The sequence below is a fragment of the Serratia sp. CY71090 genome (genome assembly GCF_052166845.1).
In the GTDB taxonomy this organism is placed as follows: domain Bacteria; phylum Pseudomonadota; class Gammaproteobacteria; order Enterobacterales; family Enterobacteriaceae; genus Serratia; species Serratia nematodiphila.
In genome coordinates, this window is sequence record NZ_JBJNOA010000019.1 from 15,991 (window position 1) to 33,559 (window position 17,569).

The 17,569-nt window shown below is 60.0% G+C and carries 16 protein-coding genes, 2 tRNA genes and 1 rRNA gene; 4 read left to right on the top strand and 15 right to left on the bottom strand.

Annotated elements, in window-relative coordinates; genetic code table 11:
• The first annotated feature begins 49 nt into the window (after positions 1 to 49).
• Positions 50 to 751 (top strand): LuxR family transcriptional regulator, encoded by a 702-nt coding sequence (locus ACJ8OK_RS23640; RefSeq protein WP_033631840.1) that lies wholly within the window; start codon positions 50 to 52, stop codon positions 749 to 751.
• Between the two features lie 46 nt (positions 752 to 797).
• Here the strand turns inward: ACJ8OK_RS23640 and ilvC are convergent, their stop codons facing one another.
• Positions 798 to 2,273: a ketol-acid reductoisomerase gene (ilvC, locus tag ACJ8OK_RS23645; protein ID WP_004929973.1), complete on the bottom strand. Its 1,476-nt coding sequence runs from the start codon at positions 2,271 to 2,273 to the stop codon at positions 798 to 800.
• Positions 2,274 to 2,441: 168 nt separating this feature from the next.
• Between ilvC and ilvY the strand changes: the two genes are divergently transcribed.
• The gene (gene ilvY / locus ACJ8OK_RS23650; protein ID WP_004929971.1) at positions 2,442 to 3,332 is read left to right on the top strand and encodes an HTH-type transcriptional activator IlvY; all 891 of its coding nucleotides are present in this window, start codon (positions 2,442 to 2,444) and stop codon (positions 3,330 to 3,332) included.
• An 8-nt stretch (positions 3,333 to 3,340) separates the two neighbouring features.
• Here the strand turns inward: ilvY and ACJ8OK_RS23655 are convergent, their stop codons facing one another.
• The 10 genes from ACJ8OK_RS23655 to ACJ8OK_RS23700 form a co-directional block, all read right to left on the bottom strand.
• Positions 3,341 to 4,042, bottom strand: coding sequence for a DUF2461 domain-containing protein (locus tag ACJ8OK_RS23655; RefSeq protein ID WP_048326462.1), 702 nt, complete (start codon positions 4,040 to 4,042; stop codon positions 3,341 to 3,343).
• A gap of 21 nt (positions 4,043 to 4,063) precedes the next feature.
• Positions 4,064 to 4,642 (bottom strand): hypothetical protein, encoded by a 579-nt coding sequence (locus ACJ8OK_RS23660; protein ID WP_060557932.1) that lies wholly within the window; start codon positions 4,640 to 4,642, stop codon positions 4,064 to 4,066.
• Complete coding sequence (locus ACJ8OK_RS23665) at positions 4,642 to 5,637, bottom strand: hypothetical protein (protein ID WP_016930472.1); 996 nt, start codon at positions 5,635 to 5,637, stop codon at positions 4,642 to 4,644. The genes ACJ8OK_RS23660 and ACJ8OK_RS23665 overlap by 1 nt, the downstream gene beginning before the upstream one ends.
• Before the next feature lie 112 nt (positions 5,638 to 5,749).
• A complete protein-coding gene (gene ilvA, locus ACJ8OK_RS23670; protein ID WP_015379394.1) occupies positions 5,750 to 7,294 on the bottom strand; it encodes a threonine ammonia-lyase, biosynthetic in 1,545 nt (514 codons plus the stop codon).
• Positions 7,295 to 7,299: 5 nt separating this feature from the next.
• Positions 7,300 to 9,150, bottom strand: coding sequence for a dihydroxy-acid dehydratase (gene ilvD, locus ACJ8OK_RS23675; RefSeq protein WP_033631836.1), 1,851 nt, complete (start codon positions 9,148 to 9,150; stop codon positions 7,300 to 7,302).
• 107 nt (positions 9,151 to 9,257) lie between these two features.
• Positions 9,258 to 10,184: a branched-chain amino acid transaminase gene (locus tag ACJ8OK_RS23680; RefSeq protein WP_004929958.1), complete on the bottom strand. Its 927-nt coding sequence runs from the start codon at positions 10,182 to 10,184 to the stop codon at positions 9,258 to 9,260.
• Positions 10,185 to 10,207: 23 nt separating this feature from the next.
• Positions 10,208 to 10,465 (bottom strand): acetolactate synthase 2 small subunit, encoded by a 258-nt coding sequence (ilvM, locus tag ACJ8OK_RS23685; protein ID WP_004929955.1) that lies wholly within the window; start codon positions 10,463 to 10,465, stop codon positions 10,208 to 10,210.
• Positions 10,462 to 12,108 carry an acetolactate synthase 2 catalytic subunit gene (gene ilvG, locus ACJ8OK_RS23690; protein ID WP_033631835.1) on the bottom strand — a complete coding sequence of 549 codons (1,647 nt, stop codon included), beginning with the start codon at positions 12,106 to 12,108 and terminating at the stop codon, positions 10,462 to 10,464. Before ilvG ends, ilvM begins: the two co-directional genes overlap by 4 nt.
• Positions 12,109 to 12,250: 142 nt before the next feature.
• Complete coding sequence (gene ilvL, locus ACJ8OK_RS23695) at positions 12,251 to 12,349, bottom strand: ilv operon leader peptide (RefSeq protein ID WP_013814970.1); 99 nt, start codon at positions 12,347 to 12,349, stop codon at positions 12,251 to 12,253.
• Positions 12,350 to 12,482: 133 nt separating this feature from the next.
• Positions 12,483 to 13,715 carry an MFS transporter gene (locus ACJ8OK_RS23700; protein ID WP_048326472.1) on the bottom strand — a complete coding sequence of 411 codons (1,233 nt, stop codon included), beginning with the start codon at positions 13,713 to 13,715 and terminating at the stop codon, positions 12,483 to 12,485.
• 341 nt (positions 13,716 to 14,056) lie between these two features.
• Here ACJ8OK_RS23700 and ACJ8OK_RS23705 point away from each other — a divergent pair, with 341 nt between their 5' ends.
• The gene (locus tag ACJ8OK_RS23705; protein ID WP_213929447.1) at positions 14,057 to 15,580 is read left to right on the top strand and encodes a YifB family Mg chelatase-like AAA ATPase; all 1,524 of its coding nucleotides are present in this window, start codon (positions 14,057 to 14,059) and stop codon (positions 15,578 to 15,580) included.
• Between the two features lie 27 nt (positions 15,581 to 15,607).
• On the opposite strand, the gene ACJ8OK_RS23710 is transcribed toward ACJ8OK_RS23705, so the two are convergent.
• Positions 15,608 to 15,946 (bottom strand): DUF413 domain-containing protein, encoded by a 339-nt coding sequence (locus ACJ8OK_RS23710; RefSeq protein ID WP_033631832.1) that lies wholly within the window; start codon positions 15,944 to 15,946, stop codon positions 15,608 to 15,610.
• Positions 15,947 to 16,065: 119 nt separating this feature from the next.
• Between ACJ8OK_RS23710 and hdfR the strand changes: the two genes are divergently transcribed.
• Entirely contained in the window at positions 16,066 to 16,893 is an 828-nt protein-coding gene (gene hdfR / locus ACJ8OK_RS23715) for an HTH-type transcriptional regulator HdfR (protein ID WP_442531151.1), read from the top strand.
• A 269-nt stretch (positions 16,894 to 17,162) separates the two neighbouring features.
• On the opposite strand, the gene ACJ8OK_RS23720 is transcribed toward hdfR, so the two are convergent.
• The 3 genes from ACJ8OK_RS23720 to rrf form a co-directional block, all read right to left on the bottom strand.
• Positions 17,163 to 17,238 (bottom strand) — tRNA-Trp (locus tag ACJ8OK_RS23720).
• 51 nt (positions 17,239 to 17,289) lie between these two features.
• Positions 17,290 to 17,366, bottom strand: a tRNA-Asp gene (locus tag ACJ8OK_RS23725).
• Between the two features lie 94 nt (positions 17,367 to 17,460).
• Positions 17,461 to 17,569: ribosomal RNA gene (rrf, locus tag ACJ8OK_RS23730) — 5S ribosomal RNA — on the bottom strand; the annotation flags it as partial.

Sequence of the window (17,569 nt, forward strand, 5' to 3'; positions counted from 1 at the left end):
GACTTTGGTGCAGGTCGGGCTGAGCCGCCGAACGACAGGGAGGTTACCGATGGCCGTCACATTCGCCAACGCCGTCGCCGCAAGACTGCATCTTGATGGCCGGCTACAGGCCTTCAGCCAATTCAAATACGCTTACCTGACCTTCAATAAACACCATCCCGACCGCCATCTGCTGGTATCGAGCTATCCGCAAGAATGGCTGGACATCTACAGTGCCAATCGCTATCAGCGCATCGATCCCGTCGTGCGCGCCGCCCATAACCGCTGTGCGCCCTTTATGTGGCACGACACCGCCCTCACCACCGAGGATCGGCATTACCGGAAGATCTTCAGCCAGGCGCGGGAGTACGACATCGTGCACGGTTGCAGCTTTGTTTTGCACGATCACGACAACAATCTGGCGATCTTGTCGATCAGCGCGACGGCGGCCGATGACGCCGAACTGCGGCAGCTAATGGAGGAAGAAAGGGCCAGCCTGCAGATGGTCTTGGTCGATACCCACCAGCACGCGTTTGCGTTGGCCAGCGCCGAGGCTGGCCGAAAGGATCGGCTCTCGCCGCGCGAAGGGGAAATTCTCTATTGGGCCAGCCAGGGCAAAACCTATAATGAGATCGCGCTGATCCTGGGGATCAAAACCGGCACGGTGAAGTTTCACATCGGCAATGCGGTGCGTAAGCTGGGGGTCGCCAACGCCAAACACGCGATCCGGCGCGGCCTTGAACGGCAACTGATCGCGCCGCCGCAGGCATAAAAAAGCCGGCATTGCAGCCGGCTTTTGTTTTTTATCTTGCGGAAAATCAGCCCGCAACGGCGATACGTTTCATGTCGGTCATGTAGCCACGCAGCTTGCGGCCGACGGTTTCGATTGGGTGGCTGCGCACCGCTTCGTTCACGTCGCGCAGCTGCGCGTTGTCCACCGCCGTACCCGCCACGGCTTTGCCCAAATCGCCCGCCTGCAGGGTGGTCATGAAGTCCTTCAGCAACGGCACCGCTGCGTTGGCGAACAGGTAGTTGCCGTACTCCGCGGTATCGGAGATGACCACGTTCATTTCATACAGACGCTTACGCGCAATGGTGTTGGCGATCAACGGCAGCTCGTGCAGCGACTCGTAGTAAGCCGACTCTTCAATGATGCCGGCATCGACCATGGTTTCGAACGCCAGCTCAACGCCCGCTTTCACCATCGCCACCATCAGCACGCCATGATCGAAGTACTCTTGCTCGCTGATCTTGCCTTCAAACTGCGGCGCATTCTCGAACGCGGTTTTGCCGGTCTCTTCGCGCCAGGTCAGCAGTTTCACGTCGTCTTCCGCCCAGTCGGCCATCATGCCGCTGGAGAAGGCGCCGGAAATGATGTCGTCCATGTGCTTCTGGAACAGCGGCGCCATGATGGTTTTCAGCTGTTCGGACAGCGCATAGGCACGCAGCTTGGCCGGGTTGGACAGGCGATCCATCATCAGGGTGATGCCCCCCTGCTTCAGCGCTTCGGTGATGGTTTCCCAGCCGAACTGAATCAGTTTCTCGGCGTAAGCCGGATCGGCGCCTTCAGCAACCAGCTTGTCGAAGCACAGCAGCGAACCCGCCTGCAGCATGCCGCACAGAATGGTCTGCTCACCCATCAGGTCAGATTTCACTTCAGCGACGAAGGAGGATTCCAGCACGCCGGCGCGGTGGCCGCCGGTCGCCGCCGCCCAGGCTTTGGCGATCGCCATGCCTTCGCCTTTCGGATCGTTTTCCGGGTGAACCGCAATCAGGGTCGGCACGCCGAAGCCGCGCTTGTACTCTTCGCGCACTTCGGTGCCCGGGCACTTCGGCGCGACCATCACCACGGTGATGTCTTTGCGCACCTGCTCGCCCACTTCAACGATGTTGAAGCCGTGGGAATACCCCAGCGCCGCGCCGTCTTTCATCAGCGGCTGCACCGCACGCACCACGGAAGAGTGCTGCTTGTCCGGGGTCAGGTTAACCACCAGATCCGCCTGCGGGATCAAATCTTCATAGGTGCCGACCTTAAAACCGTTTTCGGTCGCCTTGCGCCAGGAAGCGCGCTTTTCGTCGATCGCTTCTTTGCGCAGGGCATAGGCGACATCCAGGCCGGAGTCGCGCATGTTCAGCCCCTGGTTCAGGCCCTGGGCGCCACAGCCGACAATCACCACTTTTTTACCTTTCAGGTAGCCGGCTTCGTCAGCAAATTCGTCGCGCGCCATAAAGCGGCATTTACCCAATTGCGCCAGCTGCTGACGCAGGTTCAATGTGTTGAAATAGTTAGCCATGGTGGTACTCCGGTTTGATGTTGTCTTGCATTGTTATTTTCATTCCCCGCCCTGTCTGTGCGGAGATTCGTTAAACTCAATGTATAACAGGAAATGCGTTGCTTAAATTGATATATTGAGAACGTGATATTGCAATTTTTGCAACACTCTCACTGCGAGCGTATCGATATGGATTTACGTGATTTAAAGCTGTTCCTGCATCTGGCCGAAAGCCATCACTTCGGGCGCACCGCCAAGGCGATGCACGTCAGCCCGTCGACGCTCTCCCGCCAGATCCAGCGGCTGGAAGAGATCCTCGGGCAGCCGCTGTTCCTGCGCGATAACCGCACCGTGCAGCTCACCGACGCCGGCGAACAGCTGAAAGAATTCGCCCAGCAAACGCTGCTGCAATATCAGCAGCTGAAGCACTCGCTCGGCCAGCACGGCCCTTCGCTGAGCGGCGAACTGCGGCTGTTCTGCTCGGTGACCGCGGCGTACAGCCACCTGCCGCCGATCCTCGATCGCTTCCGCGCGCAGCACCCGCTGGTAGAAATTAAGCTGACCACCGGCGACGCCGCCGACGCGGTCGACAAGGTGCAATCCAACGAGGCCGATCTCGGCATCGCCGGCCGGCCGGAAACGCTGCCCGCCAGCGTGGCGTTCACCAAAATCGGTGAAATCCCGCTGGTGCTGATCGCACCGGCGCTGCCCTGCGCGGTACGCAGCCAGGCGTTTGCCGACAAGCCCGACTGGGCCGAGATCCCGTTCATCCTGCCGGAGCACGGCCCTTCGCGAAAACGCATCGAGCTGTGGTTCCGCCGCCACCGCATCAGCAATCCGCTGATTTACGCCACCGTCGGCGGCCACGAGGCCATCGTGTCGATGGTCGCTCTGGGCTGCGGCATCGCGCTGATCCCGAGCGTGGTGGTAGACAACAGCCCGGAGCCGGTGCGCAACCGCATCTCGCAGCTGGATAACATCTCGATGGTCGAACCCTTCGAACTGGGGGTCTGCGTCCAGAAAAAGCGCCTCAGCGATCCGCTGATCGACGCCTTTTGGCGGTTGCTGCATCCCCGCTGACGCGAGGTTTACAGATCCGCCGGATCGATCTGCTTCATCGTCTCTACCTGCATCAGCCAGTGGTAGAGCGGCTCAAGCTGCAAAAACGCCCCGGCCAGCAGCGGCGCCAGATCGGCGTTGAACAGCTTTTCCACTTCGCTGTCCGTCACCATCACCGCAAACGACTTGCGGTTGTACCAGGTGGCGATCTCCGCCGCCTGCTCCTTCACCAGCGGGCGCTTGTAGCTTTCGCCCACCAGCTCGAACGGCGGCCGGCAGCAGGCGGCCACCTCCAGGAAAGGCTGCGGCCGCTGCCTCAGCGTATGGCGGAACAGATCCATGGTCGGCTTGTTGGCGCTGTAGTAGCCGAGCCCATAGCGCAACATGTCCGGCCCCAGTTCAAAAAAATAGACCGGCGCATCTTTCCAGTCTTTGCTCGGGCGCTTGAACGTCAGCCACATGCGGCTGCGGTAGCGCGACTTGTCGTGAGAAAAGCGCGTATCGCGATGAATGCGCGACAGCGTTTTGCCGATCGCCGGGCGAGTCTCAAACTGCGGATCGATCGCCAGCATGCCGGGAGCCAACTGCTCCACCAGCGCGCGAAACGGCGCCAGCAGCTCGCGATCGTAGATGTCGCGGTTGCCATCGAACCACGCCTTATCGTTCTCGATCCGCACCTGCTGCAGGAAATTCAGGCCCTGCTGGCTAAAGCCGGAGAAAGGTTGCGTCATAAGTTTTTCCGTTCTGACGGTTTATCGGGTGTTGCGCAGATCTTCCCTCTGCCAACGGCGTTTGATAAACACGCGCCGACGCGTGCGGAAATAAGCGACATACAGGTAGAACGCCGCCCGATTGCTGAATAGCGCACCACCCACCGCGCCCCCCAGCAACATGGCGACGGTGGCGATGCCGGTCACGCCCGTCGCCCACGCTACTGCGGCGCCAAGGCAACACAGACCAAGCATGCCAAGGTAATATTGCAGCAATACCACCCCGCTGTTTTTCCCCTGCACCAGTTGGAACAGGATCAGCGTCATCCACACCGCCACGATCGCGCCGCTGCCCATGAGAACGGCGGCGGAAGTCTTGCCGCTCCAGGCGGCCGCCACGTCCGTGGCCAGGCCCATCACGCCCGCCAGCCCCAGCGTCAGGCATACCATCAGCAACATGACATTGCCGACGCCCGGCGGTGACAGCCGCTGGCCCGGCGTCAGGAAATGCTGCTCAAGCTGCGCATCCACGCCGGCGAAAAGCGCGCGATCGCGCGCCGCGATTTGGCTTTCCATCTCCCGGCCCTGCACAATCAGGCGTTTAATCATCCAGTCCGCCATTACCTCACCATCTGCGGCAATTTCTGCATAATGCCCACAAAATACTGCCCGGTGGTTTTCACATTCACCGGCGCAGACAGGGTGCCGCTGATGCCGCTGCCCACGAACGTCAATGAGTTATTGAGCGCCGAATGCAGTTGCTGACGCAGCCCGTTTTGGATCGCTTCCGTCGGATAGCGCTTCGGGTATAAGCCGTTCTTCACCATCTCTTTCAAGACGTTATTGGAAATCCCCGGGTTTTCCGCCCGAATGATGTTTTCGGTCAGCCGCTTCCTTTCGCTGCGGGGCATGCTTTTCAGCCATTCCGTCGCCTTGCGCGCCGAAATGCGGCGCATGGCGCGGTAGGTCATCGTCGCTTCCTTCAGGGCGGCCCCCGCGCTGGCCAGCGAGATCACATCGAGTACGGTGCTGGTGGCGATATACCACTGCTCAGAGTCGAGCTGCGCCAATTCATCGCCTTTCCCGTCATAAAGCTTGTTGACGCGGTATAGCCCATTGCCGCACTGCAGCGCGCTGGCGGCCATGCCGGCATAGCCCAGATAAGCCACCGCAGAGCTGGTGCCGCCGGTGAACGGCACGGCGACGCTGCCCGACGCCAGTAAAAATACCGATACCAGCAGCGTTCCGCACGACAGCGCGGCCGAGGCCAACTCTTTGCTGACGCTGGGTTTGCTCAACGCTTCCGACAGCGTATTGGTCGCGGCAACGCGCGAGGTATGAGCCACCGTTTTGCTGATGACCACGTGGGTGACCTGCGAAGCGTTCGAATAACCGGTGTGCTGCGTCGGGCGGACTAAAAATGAGTTTTGCCCGTCGGAAAAAATAATTCCCACGCCATGAAACGCGAGGCTGCAGTCCAGCGAGTCCTGCAAGGCTTGCAGATTAATATCGCGATAGAACTCTTGTACCCCGGCATTGCCCAACAAGCGGGCAAATTCGGCGTTGGTCAAATCGTCTTCGGGAGAACCGAACGGCGTAGAAAAAGCGGTTTTCATTGTCGTGCATCCCTATACGTCAGAAGTCTTGGCAGTATAAAAATGCACGACAAAATCACAACCATGCAACCTATAAACTGACTAACGCGTCACGGTTGCTTATCAATCCGGCTCACCCCTGCAAAAAGAAGCGGAACGCCGGGTTGTCGGTTTCGTCGTGGCAATCGTAGCCCAGCGCCTGCAGGTGCCGCTCGAATTCCGGCTCGCTTTGCGCCAGTTCGAAGGCCGCCAGCACCCGGCCGAAGTCGGTGCCGTGACTGCGATAGTGGAACAGCGAGATGTTCCAGTGTGTGCCCAGCGTTTGCAGGAACTTCAGCAGCGCGCCCGGCGACTCCGGAAACTCAAAGCTGTACAGCCTCTCGCGCAGCGGCTTCGACGGACGCCCGCCCACCATGTAGCGCACGTGCAGTTTAGCCATCTCGTCGTCCGACAGATCCACCACCTGGTAACCGTCGGCGTTGAGTTCGTCGATGATCTCCCGCCGTTCGGCGTGGCCGCGCGTCAGCCGCACGCCGACGAAAATGCAGGCGTTGTCGGCATCGGCGTAGCGGTAGTTGAATTCGGTCACCGAGCGCCCGCCCAGCAGCTGGCAGAACTTGAGGAAGCTGCCCTGCTGTTCCGGAATGGTCACCGCCAGCAGCGCTTCGCGCTGTTCGCCCAGTTCGCAGCGCTCGGAAACGTAACGCAGCCCGTGGAAGTTGAGGTTGGCGCCGGACAGCACGTGCGCCAGACGCTCGCCCTGAATGTTGTGCTGCTGGACGTACTTTTTCAGCCCCGCCAGCGCCAGCGCGCCGGAAGGTTCGGCGATGGCACGCACGTCCTCGAACAGATCTTTGACCGCCGCGCAGATGGCGTCGCTGTCCACGGTGATCACGTCGTCCAGATACTCACGGCACAGGCGGAAGGTTTCGTCGCCGATGCGCTTCACCGCCACGCCTTCGGCGAACAGCCCGACGCGCGCCAGATCCACCGGATGGCCGGCATCCAGCGCCGCACGCAGGCAGGCGGAGTCTTCCGCCTCGACGCCGATCACTTTGATCTGCGGCATCAGCTGTTTGATCAGCACCGCCACCCCGGCGGCCAGGCCGCCGCCGCCGACCGGCACGAAAACCCGATCCAGATGCGCGTCTTGCTGCAGCAGCTCCATCGCCAGCGTGCCCTGCCCGGCGATCACCGTCGGGTGATCGAACGGCGGCACGAAGGTCATGCCCTGCTGTTGGGAAAGTTCAATCGCCTTCGCCTTGGCCTCGTCGAAATTGGCGCCGTGCAGCAACACTTCGCCGCCGAAACCGCGCACCGCATCCACCTTGATGTCCGCAGTGGACACCGGCATCACGATCAGCGTTTTGATCCCCAGCCGTTTACCGGAGAAGGCGACGCCCTGCGCGTGGTTGCCGGCCGAAGCCGTCACGACGCCGCGCGCCTTCTGCTCTTCGTCCAGCCCGGCGATCATCGCATAGGCCCCGCGCAGCTTGAAGCTGTGCACCGGTTGGCGATCTTCGCGCTTCACCAAAATGGTGTTGCCGAGGCGCGAAGAGATTTTGCTCATGGCCTGCAACGGGGTGACTTGCGCCACCTCGTAAACCGGCGAGCGCAGTACCGCTCGCAGATATTCCGCGCCGCAGGGGGCGCTGGGTAGGGGTTGAGAGACCGCCATGCTGCTTATCCCCCCAGTTTGCTCTTGTCGCGCACCGCGCCTTTATCGGCGCTGGTGGCCAACGAGGCGTAGGCGCGCAGCGCGAAGGACACCTGACGCTCACGATTTTTCGGCGTCCAGGCCGCGTCGCCACGCGCCAGTTCCGCCTCATGCCGCGCCGCCAGCTCCTGCTCGCTGACATCCAGCTGGATGCCGCGATGAGGAATGTCGATTGCGATCATGTCGCCGTCCTGCACCAGGGCGATCAGGCCGCCGCTGGCCGCCTCCGGCGAGGCGTGGCCAATGGACAACCCGGAGGTGCCGCCGGAGAAACGCCCGTCGGTGATCAGCGCACACGCCTTGCCCAGCCCCATCGATTTCAGGTAAGTGGTTGGATAAAGCATTTCCTGCATGCCCGGGCCGCCTTTCGGCCCTTCGTAACGGATAACGACCACGTCGCCCGCCACCACTTTGCCGCCGAGGATGGCGTCTACCGCCTCATCCTGGCTTTCATAGACTTTGGCCGGGCCGCGGAAGGTGAGGATTTCTTTATCCACGCCGGCGGTTTTGACGATGCAGCCGTTTTCCGCCAGGTTGCCGTACAGCACCGCCAATCCGCCGTCCTGACTGTAGGCGTGCTCGCGGGTGCGGATGCAGCCTTCCTTGCGGTCGGTGTCCAGCGAATCCCAACGGCAGTCCTGAGAGAATGCCTGCGTGGTGCGGATACCGGCCGGTCCGGCGGAGTACATTTTCTTGACGCTTTCGTCGCGGGTCAGCATCACGTCGTAGGCTTCCAGCGTCTGCGGCAGGGTCAGCCCCAGCACGTTGTTCACCTCGCGGTTCAGCAAGCCGGCGCGATCCAGCTCGCCGAGGATGCCGATCACCCCACCGGCGCGGTGCACGTCTTCCATGTGATATTTCTGCGTGCTCGGCGCCACCTTGCACAGGTGCGGCACTTTGCGCGACAGGCGATCGATGTCCTCCATGGTGAAGTCCACCTCGCCTTCCTGCGCCGAAGCCAGCAGGTGCAGCACGGTATTGGTCGAGCCGCCCATGGCGATGTCCAGCGTCATGGCGTTTTCAAATGCCGCCTTGTTGGCGATATTGCGCGGCAGCGCGCTCTCGTCGTCCTGCTCGTAATAGCGTTTGGTCAGCTCGACGATGCGCTTGCCGGCGTTGAGGAACAGCTCTTTGCGATCGGCGTGGGTGGCCAGCAGCGAACCGTTGCCCGGCTGCGACAGGCCCAGCGCTTCGGTCAGGCAGTTCATCGAGTTGGCGGTGAACATGCCGGAGCAAGAGCCGCAGGTCGGGCAGGCGGAACGTTCGATCTGCTCGCTGTCGGCGTCGCTGACGTTCGGGTTCGCGCCCTGGATCATCGCGTCCACCAGATCCAGCTTGATGATCTGGTTGGAGAGTTTGGTCTTGCCGGCTTCCATCGGACCGCCGGAGACGAAGATCACCGGAATGTTCAGGCGCAACGCCGCCATCAGCATGCCCGGGGTGATCTTGTCGCAGTTGGAGATGCACACCATCGCATCGGCGCAGTGGGCGTTCACCATGTATTCGACCGAGTCGGCGATCAGCTCGCGCGACGGCAGGGAATAGAGCATGCCGCCGTGGCCCATGGCGATGCCGTCATCCACCGCGATGGTGTTGAACTCTTTGGCCACGCCGCCGGAGGCTTCGATCTGTTCGGCGACCAATTTGCCCAGATCGCGCAGATGCACATGACCAGGCACGAACTGGGTAAAGGAGTTGACCACGGCGATGATCGGCTTGCCGAAATCGGCGTCGGTCATCCCGGTCGCGCGCCACAATGCGCGGGCACCCGCCATATTGCGGCCGTGGGTGGTGGTGGCGGAACGGTACTTAGGCATGCTCTTTTCACTCCAAATGTATTTATGGCAGGCGGCGAACGAACCGCCTGGATATTTCTTATCTTGTCTGTCTTGTCGTCCGCCACGCTGCGCGGCGAGCCTTGTCGTTACGGGTTTACCGGATCCAGCCAACCGTACTTGTCTTCGGTCTTGCCGGTGAACAGGCCGAAGAACGCCTGTTGGATCTGTTTGGTCACCGGGCCACGTTTACCGATACCGACCTGAATGCCGTCCACGCTGCGCACCGGCGTGATCTCCGCCGCGGTGCCGGACATGAACACCTCATCGGCCAGGTACAGCGATTCGCGCGACAGCACCTGCTCACGCACTTCGAAGCCCATGTCTTTCGCCAGCTTGATGATCGCGTCGCGGGTGATGCCCGGCAGCGCCGACGAGGTGAACGGCGGGGTGTAAATCACGCCGTCTTTCACCTGGAACAGGTTCTCGCCCGCCCCTTCGGAAATGTAGCCGTGCACGTCAAGCGCGATGCCTTCCTGATAGCCGTGGCGGCGCGCTTCGCTGCCCACCAGCAGAGAGGAAAGATAGTTGCCGCCGGCTTTGGCCGCGGTCGGGATGGTGTTCGGCGCGGCGCGGTGCCAGGAGGAGACCATCGCATCGATGCCTTGCTCCAGCGCCTCTTCACCCAGGTAAGCGCCCCAAGGAAACGCCGCGATAATCACGTCCGTTTTATAACCGGCCGGCGGGTTGACGCCCATGCCGACATCGCCGACGAACACCAGCGGGCGAATGTAGGCGCTGACCAGATTGTTCTTGCGCAGCGTGGCGCGACAGGCTTCCATCAGTTCGTCGACGCTTTGCGAAACCGGCATGCGGTAGATTTTCGCCGAGTCATGCAGGCGCTGCATATGCTCGCGATGGCGAAACACCACCGGCCCCAAGTGCGAGTCGTAGCAGCGCACCCCTTCAAATACCGACGTGCCGTAATGCAACGCGTGCGACATCACGTGCACTTTGGCCTCGGCCCAAGGAACCATCTCACCATTGAACCAAATGTAATCGGCTTTCTTAGTCATTGTTATTTATCCTTCTCGGCGCCTCAGGCGCGTATTTGTTGTGATGTTGGCTGCTGGATCTCGACGCAGGAGACGTCCATCAGTTTACTTAATTGAGATGACAACAAGGCAACCGGGCGCGGGCTGGCAACGGTCAATTCGATATTGATGCTGTCGGCGTTGGCCGGGGAAACCATATTCATAGCACAAACCTGAAAGCCGCGATGACGCACGACCCGCAATACGCGCTCTAACATTTCGGGGCGAAAACGCGCCTGGATCGAGAGTTGATGCTGCATCATGATATTTCCTCCAACATGGTTTCGTTGCCGGCGCCCGGCGGCACCAGCGGCCAGACGTTTTCGAGTTCGTCGATAGAGACCTGCAGCAGATAAGGGCCTTCGGTGTTGAACAGCGCCTCGAGGGCGCCCTCCACCTGATCCTTGCGGCTGATGCGCTGGCCGGGAATGCCGAAGGCGGCGGCCAACATCAGGAAGTCGGGGTTATCGGACAGGTTGGTTTCGCTGTAGCGGCCGTCGAAGAACAGCTGCTGCCATTGACGCACCATCCCGAGGCGCTGGTTGTCCAGCAGCACGATCTTAAGCGGCAGCTGCTTGCGCTTGATGGTGCCCAGTTCCTGCACGTTCATCATGAAGGAGCCATCGCCCGAGACGCAGATCACCGTATCTTGCGGGCGGGCAATCTGAGCGCCTACCGCGGCCGGCACGCCGAATCCCATGGTGCCGAGGCCGCTGGAGGTGATGAAATTCTCCGGACGCTCGAACGTCATGTGCTGCGCGCTCCACATCTGGTGCTGACCGACGTCGGTGGTCACTACGCTGTTGGCCGGCTTGCGGTCAGACAGCTGGCGCAAGAACAGCGGCGCGTAGATCGGCTGGCCGGGGTGATCGTAGCGGCAGGCGTGCTCGGCTTTCAGCGCCGTCACCTGCTGCTGCCAGGCGGCGATGTCCAGCGGGCGCTGCAACGCCGGCAGCAATGCTTTCAGATCGCCCTGCAGGGCCACATGCGCCTGGCGCAGCTTGCTCATTTCCGCCGGGTCGATATCCATGTGGATCACTTTGGCGTACGGCGCGAAGGCGTTCAGTTTGCCGGTCACGCGATCATCGAAACGCGCGCCGACGGCGATCAGCAGATCGCACTCCTGCACCGCCAGGTTGGCGGCCTTGGCGCCATGCATGCCCAACATGCCGAGATACAGCGGGTCTTGCGCGTCCGGCGCGCCCAGCCCCTTCAGGGTGGCGACGTTCGGCATGCGGGTCACCGCGATAAATTCACGCAGCGCCGGCACCGCCTGCGCCATGCCCACGCCGCCGCCGACGTACAGCATCGGTTTGTGCGCCTGCGCCAGCAGCGCGGCCGCCTCGGCCAACGCCGCCGCCGGGAACGCCGGCGCTTCGTCAACCGGCATCAGATGCGGGTGCAAGTCCCCCTGCGCCAGCTGGATGTCTTTCGGGATATCGATCAGCACCGGGCCGGGGCGGCCGCCTGCGGCGATGGCGAACGCTTCCGCCATGATGCCCGGCAAGGCGTCCAGCGACTCCACCAGGAAGCTGTGCTTGGTGCAGGCCAGAGACAGGCCGAGAACATCGATCTCCTGAAAGGCATCGGTGCCGATCAGCGCAGAACCCACCTGGCCGGTGATGGCGACAACAGGAACGGAATCGAGCAGCGCATCAGCCAGGCCGGTGATCAGGTTGGTGGCACCAGGGCCGGAAGTGGCGATGCAAACGCCGACTTTGCCGGTGGCGCGGGCGTAGCCGATGGCGGCCATGGCGGCGCCCTGTTCATGGCGGCACAGCAGGTGTTCCACGCCGCCGTCATACAACGCATCGTACACCGGCATGATTGCCCCGCCCGGATAGCCGAATACGGTATCCACACCCTGCGCACGCAACGCTTGAACTACCCACTGAGCGCCATTCATAGTTATTTCCCCGCCTTTATTCGACAACTGCAGGATTTTGTTCTGCTTTTCATGCTCTGCCCCTTGCTCCACTTTTCTCTTGCCAATAAAAAACCCCCGGACCTGACGGTGCGGGGGTTCTCTTGCGATTCCGGCTTGTTTGCTAAGCCTTTCTTCGTCCAAGTGCAGCCCCGCACGGTGGGATAATAATCACCACCACGCTAATCACGACTAGGCTAATCACTTGGGCAAAGGCTTTCATAATGGGTTTGTTCACTGTGCTCATTCAGAACTAATGCTTACAGAGGTACCACAGCCGCGCGCGACATGACAACACTTTTTTTGCGTTATTATTCGGCGCAATCTGGTCATACCTCACGCGAATCGCCCCTCTTTCACACGTTGGCGCGCATACCCGGATTTTCTACCGCGTCGGTGATCGCCTGGCCGCGCGTATCCTTGCCGAAGAACACCAACAGGGCGATCGCCACCGCCACCGTACCGGCGACGATCGCCATCGCCAGACCGTAATTATGCCCATGATGCTCGGCGATGGTGGCTTGCAGCGTGGCGTTGACCGAGGCGATCAGGTTACCCAGCTGGTACACGAACCCCGGCAGCACCGCGCGGGTGTTGGCCGGCACCAACTCGGTCAGATAGGTCGGCACCACGCCCCAGGCGCCCTGAACCATGAACTGCATCAGGAAAGCGCCGATCCCCAACATCAGCGAACCGCTGGAAAACGCCCACAGCGGGATCACCGGCAGCGCCAACAGCGCGGCAATGATGATCGCTTTTTTTCGGCCGATCTTTTCTGACAACGAACCGAAGAAAACACCACCGATAATTGACGCGATATTGTAGCTAATGGCGATGATACTGACGGTTTTAGGGTCGAAACCGTGCTGAACTTTCAGAAACACCGGATACAGATCCTGCGTACCGTGGGAGAAGAAATTGAACGCCGCCATCAGCAGCACCAGATAGCAGCACAGCTTCCAGTGGCTCTTCAACACCGGCAGCAAGGCGGTGCTCTCTTTGCGTTCACGCGCCGCCAGCCATACCGGCGACTCCTGCACGCAATAATAAATAAACGGCAGCAGCAGGATCGGCGCCGCGCCGATGACGAACATACCGCGCCAGCCGACCGTTTCGAACAGCAGGCCGTACACCACCGCCGCCAGCAGATAACCAAACGGATAGCCGGCCTGGAAAATACCCGACATCAGGCCGCGTGAGCGGTCCGGTATGGTTTCCATCGCCAACGATGACGCCACGCCCCAAATGCCGCCCATCGCAACACCGTACAACACCCGCAACAGCAAGAAGACCGTCAGCGAGGGCGCGGCGGCAGAGAGCAGCTCAAACACCGAGAAAAAGACGATATTCAACATCAGGATCGGCTTGCGGCCATATTTTTCCGCCGCACGCCCGAAGATCAGCGCGCCAATCGGGCGCACCGCCAGCGTGAGCAGAATCGCCAACGTGACTTGTTCCAGACCGACGTGAAAGGACTGCGCGATGTCGCTGAGTAAGAATACCAGCACGAAAAAATCAAAAGCGTCGAGCGTCCAGCTTGAAAAGCTGGCGATTGCCGCGTTGCGTTGCAGCGGGGTCCAACCAAACATAGTGTTATCCCTACCGTAGAGTACGAAGTCAGGAGGTTTAGCGGCTGCCGGGCAGAATGCGGCGGCGGTCGGGGCTTGTTAAAGAAGTGATTTTTCTTTTAATCAATTGTTAAATACACCCGTTAACCCTATGATTGCAATGTGTATGGGCCGCTAATGTGTTGCAGCCTTCAGCGAATTGTTAATGGGTATTGCCGCAGGATGCGAGGCGGCTCGCACAATCTCATTTACTTCGATGAAAATGAGCAATTACGCTGCGAAACCCCTAGAAAAACCACCAATAACGCCGCGCAATGCCAGAATGAATCACGCATCATGTCGTCCTCAGCAAGGAGAGCGATATGTCACTGGCGTTAATCTATAGCCGCGCCATCATCGGCGTTCAGGCCCCTTCCGTGACGGTGGAGGTGCATATCAGCAATGGCCTGCCCGGCCTGACGCTGGTCGGCCTGCCGGAAACCACGGTAAAAGAGGCGCGCGATCGGGTGCGCAGCGCCCTGATCAACAGCGGTTTCACCTTTCCCGCCCGGCGCATCACTGTCAATTTGGCGCCCGCCGATCTGCCGAAAGAAGGCGGGCGTTACGATCTGCCAATAGCGCTGGCGATCCTCGCCGCCTCCGAGCAATTGCCCCTCGCGCCGTTGGCGCGCTACGAGTTTCTTGGCGAGCTCGCGCTGTCTGGCGCACTGCGCGCGGTCAGAGGTGCCATCCCGGCGGCGCTGGCGGCGGCTGACGCCAGGCGACAATTGATCCTGTCGACGGACAACGCCGCCGAAGTCGGCCTGATCGCGCAGTCGCACTCCCATACCGCCCAACACCTGCTGGAAGTCTGCGCTTTTCTGCTCGGCCAAGGCGAACTGCCGGTGGCGGCCACGCCCCCCGACGCGGACAACGCGTGCGAAAACGCCGACCTGCGCGACATCATCGGCCAGGAACAGGCCAAGCGGGCATTAGAGATCGCCGCCGCCGGCGGGCATAACCTGCTGTTGATTGGACCACCGGGCACCGGTAAAACCATGCTGGCCAGTCGTCTCACGGGCTTGCTGCCGCCGCTGACGGAGGCTGAGGCGTTGGAAAGCCTGGCAGTCGCCAGCTTGCAGCATCACATTCCCGCCGCTCTACCATGGCGTCAGAGGCCGTTCCGCGCACCGCACCACAGCGCCTCGATGGCGGCATTGGTCGGCGGCGGCTCACTGCCGCGACCGGGCGAGATCTCGATGGCGCATAACGGCGTGCTGTTTCTGGATGAACTGCCGGAATTCGAGCGTAAGGTACTGGATGCGCTGCGTGAGCCGTTGGAATCCGGCGAGATCGTGATTTCACGTGCCAACGCCAAGGTCTGTTTCCCCGCCAGGGTGCAACTGATCGCGGCAATGAACCCCAGCCCGACAGGGCATTATCAGGGATTGCACAATCGCGCCTCACCGCAGCAGGTGTTGCGCTATCTGGCCCGGCTGTCAGGGCCTTTTCTCGACCGTTTCGATCTGTCTATCGAAGTACCGTTGTTGCCGCCGGGTACGCTCAGTCATCGGAAAACCCATGGAGAAAGCAGCGAACAAGTACGGAAAAGGGTGCAGCAGGCACGCGCCCGGCAGCTCGAACGCGCCGGTAAAGTCAACGCGCTGTTGAGCAACCGCGAAGTGGAACGAGATTGCGTTTTGCAGGCGGCTGACGCCGAGTTTTTGGAAGCAACATTAAACACGCTGGGGTTATCGGTTCGCGCCTGGCAGCGCATCTTGAAAGTGGCGCGCACGCTGGCGGATTTGGCGGGAGATGCTGAACTCGACAGGCACCACCTCAGCGAAGCACTGGGCTATCGCAGTATGGACCGTCTGCTGTTACAACTGCATCGCAGTCTGGAATGAAAATGGGGCCCGCAGGCCCCATCGTCTTTAGTCTTCGCTGTCGCTGTAATCTTCTACTGCGTCAGCCTGCGGTTTACCGCCGGACAGAGTATGGAATTTCTTCGGGCGACGTGTGCGCGCCAGATATTTAGCCCATACTTTTTCCTGCTCGGTAGCCGCTTCGCGCTCACCGCGGCACACTGCGACGAACAGCTGTTCTTCTTCAGTGACCGGCTGGCGTTTGCCCGAGTCCAGCTCGTTAAACGCGTAGCCGAAGCGCTCTAGCAATTGCGCCTCTTTAATGGTGAAATCGCCGTGACGGGAGAACCCGCGAGGGTAATGTTTATTATCAAAAAAACGATTGGTCGTGGTGAAGCTATCCGCCATCTGACACGCTCCTAATTCTCTTATGGCCGTGCTGTTTATGGCGCGGAGTATTAGATAGGCTTGACAGCGTGTAAAACAAAACATTTAAATCTTAACGACAAATTTTTTTGGAGATAGGTGTGGATACCGAATTACTGAAAACCTTTTTGGAGGTCAGTAGAACGCGTCACTTTGGCAGAGCCGCAGAATCCTTGTACTTAACGCAGTCCGCGGTCAGTTTCCGCATCCGTCAGCTAGAAAACCAGTTGGGCGCAAATTTATTTACCCGTCATCGCAATAACATCCGCCTGACGCCTGCCGGCGAGCGGCTTCTGCCCTATGCCGAGAGCCTGATGAACACCTGGCAGTTGGCGAAGAAGGAAGTCGTGCGTTCGCTGCAACACACCGAGTTATCGATCGGCGCTACCGCTTCGTTGTGGGAGGCCTATCTGACTCCCTGGTTGCAAGCACTCTATCAACAACGCGAGGCGCTGCAGCTAGAAGCCAGGGTGGCATTAAGGCACTCTTTGGTAAAACAACTGCATGAAAGGCAGCTCGATTTACTGATCACCACTGAACCGCCGAAGATGGATGAATTGGCCAGCCAGCAGCTGAGCAATTTCTCATTACGCCTGTTCTCATCCGCTTATCGTGACAACCAGACCCCAATGCCCTACATCAAGCTGGAATGGGGAGCCGACTTCCACCAACAGGAAAACCGCATGTTGGAAGGTGATAACGTACCGGTGCTTACCACCACCTCCGCTCACCTGACGCGTCAGCTGTTGGAAACCACGGGCGGATGCGCTTTCCTGCCCAGCCATTGGGAAAAAGAGTACCCACAGCTGGTGGCCGCCAGCGAGATCCCGCCGATTATCCGCCCACTGTATGCCGTCTGGTTGCAAAATAGCGATCAACAACCTTTGATTCGGCAATTACTTAAAATACCTTTAAATACCGCAGCCTAAAGCGCTATGGCGGCCTTAAACGCCGCCACCGTGGTCTTGGCTGTCTATCATGCCAAAAGCCGCCCATCGCCTTCTGAGAGAAGAAAATGCAGAATGGCAGGAGAATCAGGAGCTCTGCGGAGGTAAAGATCGAAAGGTTATGGAGCAACTCGGATCAGATAAACATCAGCATAGAACAGCCGATGCGCTCTTTTCCAAAACGATAACGCGCTAAGGAAAGGGATAATAGGTAAAAAAAAACCCTTTGCTTTCGCAAAGGGTTCTTAATATGGCAGGGGCGGAGAGACTCGAACTCGCGACACCCGGTTTTGGAGACCGGTGCTCTACCAACTGAGCTACGCCCCTAAATCTCGCTTAACATTATGCCTGCTAATAAAGCAGGCATAATTAAATAAGTGGCGGAACGGACGGGGCTCGAACCCGCGACCCCCTGCGTGACAGGCAGGTATTCTAACCAACTGAACTACCGCTCCACCGATTCTTTTACGTTGTATCTTTCGATACCGGCAATATCGCGCTCTGCGACTTGCGCATTACCAGTCGTCACACTGATAACGTTTATTTGATGCCTGGCAGTGTCCTACTCTCGCATGGGGAGACCCCACACTACCATCGGCGCTACGGCGTTTCACTTCTGAGTTCGGCATGGGGTCAGGTGGGACCACCGCGCTATTGC

What these genes read in the sequence shown, in the direction of transcription:
- ACJ8OK_RS23640 (WP_033631840.1), top strand. Translation starts at nt 50, where the DNA reads ATGGCCGTCACATTCGCCAACGCCGTCGCCGCAAGACTGCATCTTGAT.
- ilvC (WP_004929973.1), bottom strand. Translation starts at nt 2,273, where the DNA reads ATGGCTAACTATTTCAACACATTGAACCTGCGTCAGCAGCTGGCGCAA.
- ilvY (WP_004929971.1), top strand. Translation starts at nt 2,442, where the DNA reads ATGGATTTACGTGATTTAAAGCTGTTCCTGCATCTGGCCGAAAGCCAT.
- ACJ8OK_RS23655 (WP_048326462.1), bottom strand. Translation starts at nt 4,042, where the DNA reads ATGACGCAACCTTTCTCCGGCTTTAGCCAGCAGGGCCTGAATTTCCTG.
- ACJ8OK_RS23660 (WP_060557932.1), bottom strand. Translation starts at nt 4,642, where the DNA reads ATGGCGGACTGGATGATTAAACGCCTGATTGTGCAGGGCCGGGAGATG.
- ACJ8OK_RS23665 (WP_016930472.1), bottom strand. Translation starts at nt 5,637, where the DNA reads ATGAAAACCGCTTTTTCTACGCCGTTCGGTTCTCCCGAAGACGATTTG.
- ilvA (WP_015379394.1), bottom strand. Translation starts at nt 7,294, where the DNA reads ATGGCGGTCTCTCAACCCCTACCCAGCGCCCCCTGCGGCGCGGAATAT.
- ilvD (WP_033631836.1), bottom strand. Translation starts at nt 9,150, where the DNA reads ATGCCTAAGTACCGTTCCGCCACCACCACCCACGGCCGCAATATGGCG.
- ACJ8OK_RS23680 (WP_004929958.1), bottom strand. Translation starts at nt 10,184, where the DNA reads ATGACTAAGAAAGCCGATTACATTTGGTTCAATGGTGAGATGGTTCCT.
- ilvM (WP_004929955.1), bottom strand. Translation starts at nt 10,465, where the DNA reads ATGATGCAGCATCAACTCTCGATCCAGGCGCGTTTTCGCCCCGAAATG.
- ilvG (WP_033631835.1), bottom strand. Translation starts at nt 12,108, where the DNA reads ATGAATGGCGCTCAGTGGGTAGTTCAAGCGTTGCGTGCGCAGGGTGTG.
- ilvL (WP_013814970.1), bottom strand. Translation starts at nt 12,349, where the DNA reads ATGAAAGCCTTTGCCCAAGTGATTAGCCTAGTCGTGATTAGCGTGGTG.
- ACJ8OK_RS23700 (WP_048326472.1), bottom strand. Translation starts at nt 13,715, where the DNA reads ATGTTTGGTTGGACCCCGCTGCAACGCAACGCGGCAATCGCCAGCTTT.
- ACJ8OK_RS23705 (WP_213929447.1), top strand. Translation starts at nt 14,057, where the DNA reads ATGTCACTGGCGTTAATCTATAGCCGCGCCATCATCGGCGTTCAGGCC.
- ACJ8OK_RS23710 (WP_033631832.1), bottom strand. Translation starts at nt 15,946, where the DNA reads ATGGCGGATAGCTTCACCACGACCAATCGTTTTTTTGATAATAAACAT.